This window comes from Kitasatospora sp. NRRL B-11411 (assembly GCF_000721345.1).
Classification (GTDB): Bacteria; Actinomycetota; Actinomycetes; order Streptomycetales; family Streptomycetaceae; genus Kitasatospora; species Kitasatospora cineracea.
On record NZ_JOGH01000213.1, the window covers coordinates 1 to 6024 of the forward strand.

Genomic DNA, 6024 nt, shown 5'->3' on the forward strand with positions numbered 1-6024 from the left:
GGAGGAAGCAACGGCTCCACCAGCGCCCACTGATCATCCGTCAGATCCGACGGATACCCGCCCCCAACACCACTCACAACGAGCTCAACGAGCCCTTCAGCAACGAGACATGGCAGATCTCAAACACGGTCTGAGAGGACGTCCTGCTCGAATGCGGGATAGTTCATGGATTCTGCCAGCTTATGGCGGTTTTGCCCGTTGCTCGTTTGGTGAGGTTCGAGGTCATTGCGAGGCGGATCATGCTCTCGGAGTGCTCGGGTTTGGTTTCGTAGTCGCGGGCAAGTCGGCGGTGCATCATGATCCAGCCGAAAGTGCGCTCGACCACCCATCTCCTTGGAACTCGTAACACGATCTTGCCGATCGTCACTGGCAGGGCGTGACCGATGTGACGATTCGTCCGTTCGTGATGGTGTGGGCAAGAAGCCGTGGGTCGTGGACGACGAGCTGTGGGTCAGGATCGAGCCGCTGCTGCCGGCGTGGCCGGAGCGGTCGCCGGGTCCGCGTCCGGTGGACGACCGGCTGTGCCTGCAGGGAATTCCGTTCGTGTCGTACACCGGGATCGCCTGGCATCAGTTGCCGCCCGAGTGGGGCTTCGGCTCTGGGCAGACCTGCCGGCGTCGCCTCGGCCGCCGGCAGGAGGCCGGGGTGTTCGAGGCCCTGCACCGCTTGCTCCTGGCCGAGTTGAACGCGGCCGGACTGATCGGCTGGACCCGCGCGCGTGGACGCCTCCCACGTGCGCGCGAAAAAAGGGGGCGAGGCCACCGGCCCGTCACCGGTCGACCCCCGCAAGACCGGAAGCAAACACCACGTGATCAGCGACGGCGGCGGCATCCCGTTCCATGTGATCGTCACCGCCGCCAACGTCAACGACGTCACCCGGACCCTCGACCTGGTCGACGGCGTCCCGCCGGTCGCAGGCCGCGTCGGCCGTCCCCGCAAGTGCCCGGCCGCCCTGCTCGGCGGCAAGGGCTACGACAGCAACCCCAACCGCCGCGAACTGCACAAACGTCGGATTCTGCCCGTCATCTCCCGCCGAGACGAGCCCGACATCATCGACATTGGCAAGCTCTGCTACGTCGTCGCGCAGACCTTCGCCCAACTCCACCAGTTCAAGCGCCTCGCCATCCGCGGGGAAAGGCGCCTCGACCTCCACAACGCCTTCGTCTCACTCACATGCGCACTCATCTGCTGGCGACGCCTCAACAAGCCGACGCCGTGATCCTGTTACGAGTTCTACGAAGCACCATCTTCTTGCCACAGATCACAGGGCCCCGACCGACTTGACCTGTTCAGCGCCGCTCCCCCGCTATACAAACCCGATGTCATGCGCAGCACCAGATGCTTCAGGCTGAGCCGAGCGTTGCGGTGGCCGGCGCTGGGGATCGGATACTTCTCCGATGGTCTCTGCCACGAGCTGGGGCAAGATCCGGATGGACTCCGTGAGCAGCCGTTCGATCGGGACGGCGTGTTGGCTGCGGTCGACGTCGATGTGGCAGCCCCATTCGGCCGGCTGGTAGCGGGAGATCGTCGAGAGGGTGTGGAGGACCGCCCACCAAGCCATGAGGGGGTGAACGCTGGTGGCGCTCCCGCCCAGTGCGGGGAAGAAGTAGCGCGTCCCGGAGTAGGGGCGGGTGATGCTTCGGAGGTAGTGCTGTCGGTCTGCGAGAGTGCCGGGTCCTCCGGGGAGCATCCAGTTCATGGTCAGCTCGGACCACTGGCCGCCGACATGGACATGGAGGTCCGGGCACTGGCTCTGTCCGCCGTTGGTCGAGCGCCGGCGGTAGCTGTGGTGGTCACGGCCACCGGGAAAGTGAGCGATGTAGTCCGTAACCGCACCGGCGGTGTCTTGCGCGGTGGTCACCCTCGCGGGGAAATTGACGACGGGTGCCCAGAGCATGGCGTGAGATTCACCCTGCATCTCCCGATGATTGGAGACGAGGTGCCGTTCCTCTACAAGGAGCGGCATGATCCGACTGTCAGGGTCGGCGATCGGATCGTCGTAGTTGCAGGGCAGGCAGTCCCACAACCGGGACAGCGGAAGTGGGTTGTTGCCCCACAGCGGCGAACCGAGCAGGCGAGAGAGCCTGACGAAGCTCCCGCTCTTCTTCCTCACATCGGTCTTCATCACGACGGCCGGCAGCGGGCCCTCTTCATCCAGTGTCTGGATACCGTGCCCCTTGAGCTTCCACTCGTCAACGCTGTCTTCGGCATCCGCGTTCTTGCCAGGCGGGGCTGTCGCCGCAGCGGCGATCGCGCGGCCGGCCTGGCTCAGACCATAGAAAATGAGCACCGGCTGAGTGGCTGGCCCGACCGTGCGGGCCGCTTTGAAGAACTGCTCGGCCTGTTCCAGAGCAGAGACGTACACCGCTCGCCGCTCCGGGGTGCTTCCTGCGGAACCGGGCAGGGCTGATCGTGTGGCGCGAAGAATGTCCCAGGCAGTGCGCTCGTAATACATGGCCAGACGGTAGCGGCCTCGCCGCCGACACGGCACTCGAATTCGGTCACGACTCCTGTTGCCCAGGCCCGGTCGTGGTCAAGACCGTCTCGATGGCCTCGGCGGCATCACTCAGGTAGCGGAAGACCCGCACCGGCCGCTGCAACCGCTTGATCCCTTGCCTCAGCGCATTTCCCATGGCTCGTTCGCAGACCACGAAATCCGCGTACCCGGCGGCACAGGACAGGTAGATCATATCCGTCAGGTCGTTGCCCCTCCAGATCGTCCCCTTGTTGAGATGGCGCTCGTGGAACATCTCGCGCAGCAGTCCGAGCGCTGGAGCAGCGGCCAGATCGTGCTGGGCGTGCTTCGTCATCCATTCGAAGACGGCCTCTGATGTCAGTTGCGCCGCGTGGGCTTCGACTGCGAGGTCGAGCCGGATGTCGTTCAGGAGGAAGGCGTCGATGCTCTTGCGCTTCTGCTGCGCATCGCGCTTCTCTCCGTCCAGCCAGTCACTGAACTGCTGGTTGGCTTCCACCCAATCGGTGACCGAGCCGGCCGGTACGCGTTCGGTATCAAGCATCACCTCGATCAGAGCCGTGGCCGAGGTCAGCGCCACGGTCTGGAACGCCATCTCCTGCGGGAGGCCCTCAGGCATAGGAATGGGGCTCACCCCGCGAGCAGCTCCACGAATGACGTTCGGAGCGAGACTGAACACCGCCCCCACGGAAGTTCCGCTGTTTCCTCCCACCCGGCGATCGAAAGCAGCACGGATTTCGTCACGACGTACCTGCAGCGGGTCCCGCATCTGCCACCCCAGGCTCAGTTGGAGGATCATCAAACCGAGCTGGTACCGCTTGGTGGCGTCGGACCACTTCGTGGTCTCCGCGTATTGCGCGGCGGAAGCAGGCAAGATGATCTTTCTTTGTCGCACCCAGTTCGCGAGACGCCAAGCTGCCTCGTCCTCCTGCGGGGAAACGTCACCGATACCGGCGAGCGCGTTGGCCATGACGCGCCACTTGTTCTGGTCCAGGTAGACCGCAAGACGCCCGTCGAGCTGGTCGGCGCCATCGAGGACGGGCACCTCGAAGGCAACGTCGTCACCGGACTTCGTGGTGGCAAGGAGGACGTTGAGACCCGGAAAGCAAGTGAACTGGGACAATGTGCTGGTCTCACCGAACGGATTCTTCCGCAGCGGGAACCGGGCTTCCTTGCCGTCGGAACGCGTGAGGATCATGGATGACGACGTACGATCCATCGCCATCGAGACGATCGACCACTCGGGTTGCGCACTCATCGCAGCATGATGCACCCACGGGCTGACAGCTGGCCTCCCCATCAACAGGTGGAACAGGCCACGAGGATCCAGCGGTCACGCTCCGACAGCGGACACACAGCGTGATGCGACCTGGACGAAGCCCGAGGCGCCATCGGCTGACAACGCATCGCCGCCCGTGGTCCCCGCGCCTCGATGTGCAATGGATGTGAAATGGGGCAGCGGACGGCTCTCAACCGTCGCGCTGTCCTCTCCCTCGGTGGTCCCGCTGCGGGTTCGGCCACGCACCCGAACGGCACACCCGGAAGGCGTGGAACGGTAGTTGACCCTACGTTGACTGCCGGGGGGCTACCCGAGTGAGAGGTGTGCATTTCCATGGCTGGGAAGTTCGAGCTGTACGTGGACGAGTCGGGCAACCACCGCTTCCGCCTGAAGGCGAGCAACGGTTCGGTCGTGGTGACCGGCGAGCCGGAGGAGTCCCGCGAGCAGTGCCTGAAGAACATCGAGTCGATCCGCAAGCTGGCGCCGTACGCGCAGCTGCTGGAGACGCCGGCCCACGCCTGACCGCGGAGCCGCACCGGCCGGGGCCGCGGGGTGGACCGCGGCGGGCCGGGACCGCGAGCCCGTGACGACCGAGTTGTCGGTCCGTCACGGGCTCGCAACCGTTCCGGCGCGGCGGGGGCGGCACGGGGCATGCTGACCGGGAACGACCGGACACGAGCGAGGGGGTTGCGGTGAGCGGACGGGAGATCATGGCGGCGGCGGGGGTGCTGTTCCCCGACCGGGACGGCCGGGTGCTGGTGGTGCGGACCTCCTACCGGGCCAAGCACCCCGTCGCGGTGCCCGGCGGCGGCTGGGAGCCCGCCGACCCGTCGCCCCGGCACACCGCCGTCCGGGAGATCCGCGAGGAGCTGGGCGTCACGCCCGTGCTGCGCGAACTCGCCTGCCTGGACTGGTCGCGGGACCACGACCGGCCGCCGATCGCCGCGTTCCTGTACTGGGCCGACCCGCTGACCCCGGAGCAGACCGCGGCCGTCCGGCTGGAGGCCGCCGAGCTGGACGCGATCGTCCACCTGCCGCCCGACCTGCTGCTGTCCGCCGTGCCGCCGCTGCTGTCGCGCCGGATGGGCGCCTGCGTGCTGGCCCCGCGCGCGGCCGCGCCGCTGGAGCTCGCCGACGGCCTGCCGGTCGGCCACTCCGCCCTGCACCTGCCGCCGCGCCCGGCCCCCGCGTACCTCGGCGCGGCCGCGCTGGAGGGCCTGCTGCCGCCGGGCGCCGGGCTCGCCGCGCCGCCCCCGCCGATGGACAAGCAGACGTACTACGCGACCCGCCCGCGGATCCGGGCCAAGGCCCGGATGCTGTTCACCGACCAGGACGGGCGGGTGCTGCTGGTGCGCCTGACGCCGTGGCGGGACGAGTCGCCGTGGGTGCTGCCCGGCGGGTCCGTCGAGGCCGACCGGGAGCTGCCCCGGGCGGCCGCCCGGCGGGAGGCGCTGGAGGAGCTGGGCTGGCGGCGCGAACCCGGACGGCTGCTGGCCGTCGACTGGGTGGGCGGCCACCCGCGGGACGACCTGCCGCACCTGTCGCTGGTCTACGACGGCGGGACGGCGGGCCCCGAACTGCTGGCGGACGTCCGCGTCCAGGAGGAGGAGATCGCCGAGTGGCGGCTGTTCACCCCCGCCGAGGCCGCCCGGGTGCTCACCCCGCCCCAGGCCCGGCGGCTGGCCGCCTGCCTGGCGGTCCGCGCCCTGCCACCGACCGCCGGGCCGGCCGAACTGGTGGACGGCGCGCCCCCGGCCACCGCTCCCTGAACACCCCGGGGCCGGTTCCCGGCGGCGGTTCGCGGCGGATACCGGGGCCCCGGCCGGGTATGAATGAGCAGGTCGGGACGGTGCCCGCCGGTGCGGCGCGCGGCCCGGCCCGCTTCGGGAAGATCGGGAGGTGCGGGGTGGGACAGTCGCTCGGGTCCGAACTGGACGGCCGTACGGTGCGGGCACTCGGCGGCGGCGACCGGCTGCTGCTGCGCCTGGACGACGGGCTGCTGCTGACCGTCCGCAACGACTTCCGGCTGCGGCACGGCACCGAGGTCGAACACTTCTACCCCGCCCTCGGCCTGCCCCCCTCCGGCACCGGCACCCTCCGCCACCTCGCCGACGCCGTCATCACCACCGCGACGGTCACCCCCGCGGGCGGTCTCGAACTCACCTTCGACACCGGCCACCTCCTCGCCGTCGCCCCCGACCCGGCCCCCGGCGGCCCGCCCCACCCCTGGCAGCCTGTCTCTTATACACATCTCCGAGCCCACGAGACTAAG

At 68.5% G+C, this 6024-nt stretch carries 7 protein-coding genes and 1 pseudogene; 4 read left to right on the plus strand and 4 right to left on the minus strand.

Annotated elements, in window-relative coordinates:
* Positions 1–116: transposase (locus tag IH44_RS49920; RefSeq protein WP_369795051.1), on the minus strand; the 116-nt coding region annotated here is incomplete at its 3' end.
* Positions 117–163: 47 nt separating this feature from the next.
* A pseudogene (locus tag IH44_RS45000) lies at positions 164–340 on the minus strand (transposase); the annotation flags it as partial.
* A gap of 71 nt (positions 341–411) precedes the next feature.
* On the opposite strand from IH44_RS45000, the gene IH44_RS45005 reads away from it, so the two are divergent.
* A protein-coding gene (locus IH44_RS45005) for an IS5 family transposase (RefSeq protein ID WP_107066738.1) occupies positions 412–1219 on the plus strand; the annotation gives its coding sequence in 2 pieces (ribosomal slippage) (positions 412–713 and positions 712–1219; 810 coding nt in all).
* An 87-nt stretch (positions 1220–1306) separates the two neighbouring features.
* On the opposite strand, the gene IH44_RS0138710 is transcribed toward IH44_RS45005, so the two are convergent.
* The gene (locus tag IH44_RS0138710) at positions 1307–2455 is read right to left on the minus strand and encodes a hypothetical protein (RefSeq protein ID WP_157852621.1); all 1149 of its coding nucleotides are present in this window, start codon (positions 2453–2455) and stop codon (positions 1307–1309) included.
* Positions 2456–2501: 46 nt separating this feature from the next.
* The gene (locus IH44_RS0138715) at positions 2502–3731 is read right to left on the minus strand and encodes a hypothetical protein (RefSeq protein WP_030464551.1); all 1230 of its coding nucleotides are present in this window, start codon (positions 3729–3731) and stop codon (positions 2502–2504) included.
* 354 nt (positions 3732–4085) lie between these two features.
* Between IH44_RS0138715 and IH44_RS0138720 the strand changes: the two genes are divergently transcribed.
* The 3 genes from IH44_RS0138720 to IH44_RS0138730 all read left to right on the plus strand — a co-directional run.
* Positions 4086–4274 (plus strand): DUF1508 domain-containing protein, encoded by a 189-nt coding sequence (locus IH44_RS0138720; RefSeq protein ID WP_030464552.1) that lies wholly within the window; start codon positions 4086–4088, stop codon positions 4272–4274.
* 170 nt (positions 4275–4444) lie between these two features.
* Positions 4445–5521, plus strand: coding sequence for an NUDIX hydrolase (locus IH44_RS45010; RefSeq protein WP_081967384.1), 1077 nt, complete (start codon positions 4445–4447; stop codon positions 5519–5521).
* Between the two features lie 137 nt (positions 5522–5658).
* On the plus strand, positions 5659–6024 hold a 366-nt coding region (locus IH44_RS0138730), incomplete at its 3' end, for a DUF6188 family protein (RefSeq protein ID WP_030464554.1).